1 pseudogene is annotated in these 581 nt (G+C 60.8%); it reads right to left on the bottom strand.

The annotated features are described in order from the left end of the window. Positions 1 to 581, bottom strand: a pseudogene (locus tag A3764_RS25445) (hypothetical protein); the annotation flags it as partial.

The raw sequence follows: 581 nt of genomic DNA, 5'->3' as shown, positions 1-581 counted from the left end.
GCTCGTCTCGGTCGAGAATTCCTCGTCCAGATCGGCGTCCGTATAGGTCGTGGAAACGGTGACATTGCCGGTGTCCTGGCTGCTTCCGGGCTTCAGGTTCACCTCGTCTCCGAAGCTGGACCATTTGACAGAGGCCGCTTCCAGATCGCGCGTGCCGGTGCCATCGCCGAAATCCACCCGGTCGCCATGGATATCCCCGGTGTAGTTCGCGTCGATCACATCGTTTCCGTCCGTGCCGTCGACGACGAAATCGGTTTCGGGGATGTAATCGTCATAGGTAAAGACGGGATCGCCTGATTCCGCATCCGGGTTATCCGAATATGCCCGCGTCTCGTAGGTGCGCCCGGCGACGAGTTCGCGTTCCGACAGCGTATAATCGCCCGTATGCGTCCCGTCCTTGACGCGGAAACGCACCACGTCGAAGGTCTCTCCGGTCACGGTATCATAGAGCGTCCACGACCGGTCGGCGTAGATCGTTATGTTTTCCTCGGTCACATCACCAAGGGTGATGGCCGCGACGGCGTCTTCCCCGCCCTTCTGATCTTCGAGCGTCTGCCCCGCGAGGCCGGAACCGTTGTCGG

The organism is Sulfitobacter sp. HI0129 (assembly GCF_001635395.1).
Lineage (GTDB): Bacteria > Pseudomonadota > Alphaproteobacteria > Rhodobacterales > Rhodobacteraceae > Sulfitobacter.
This window is presented reverse-complemented; position numbering and strand designations above follow the sequence as displayed.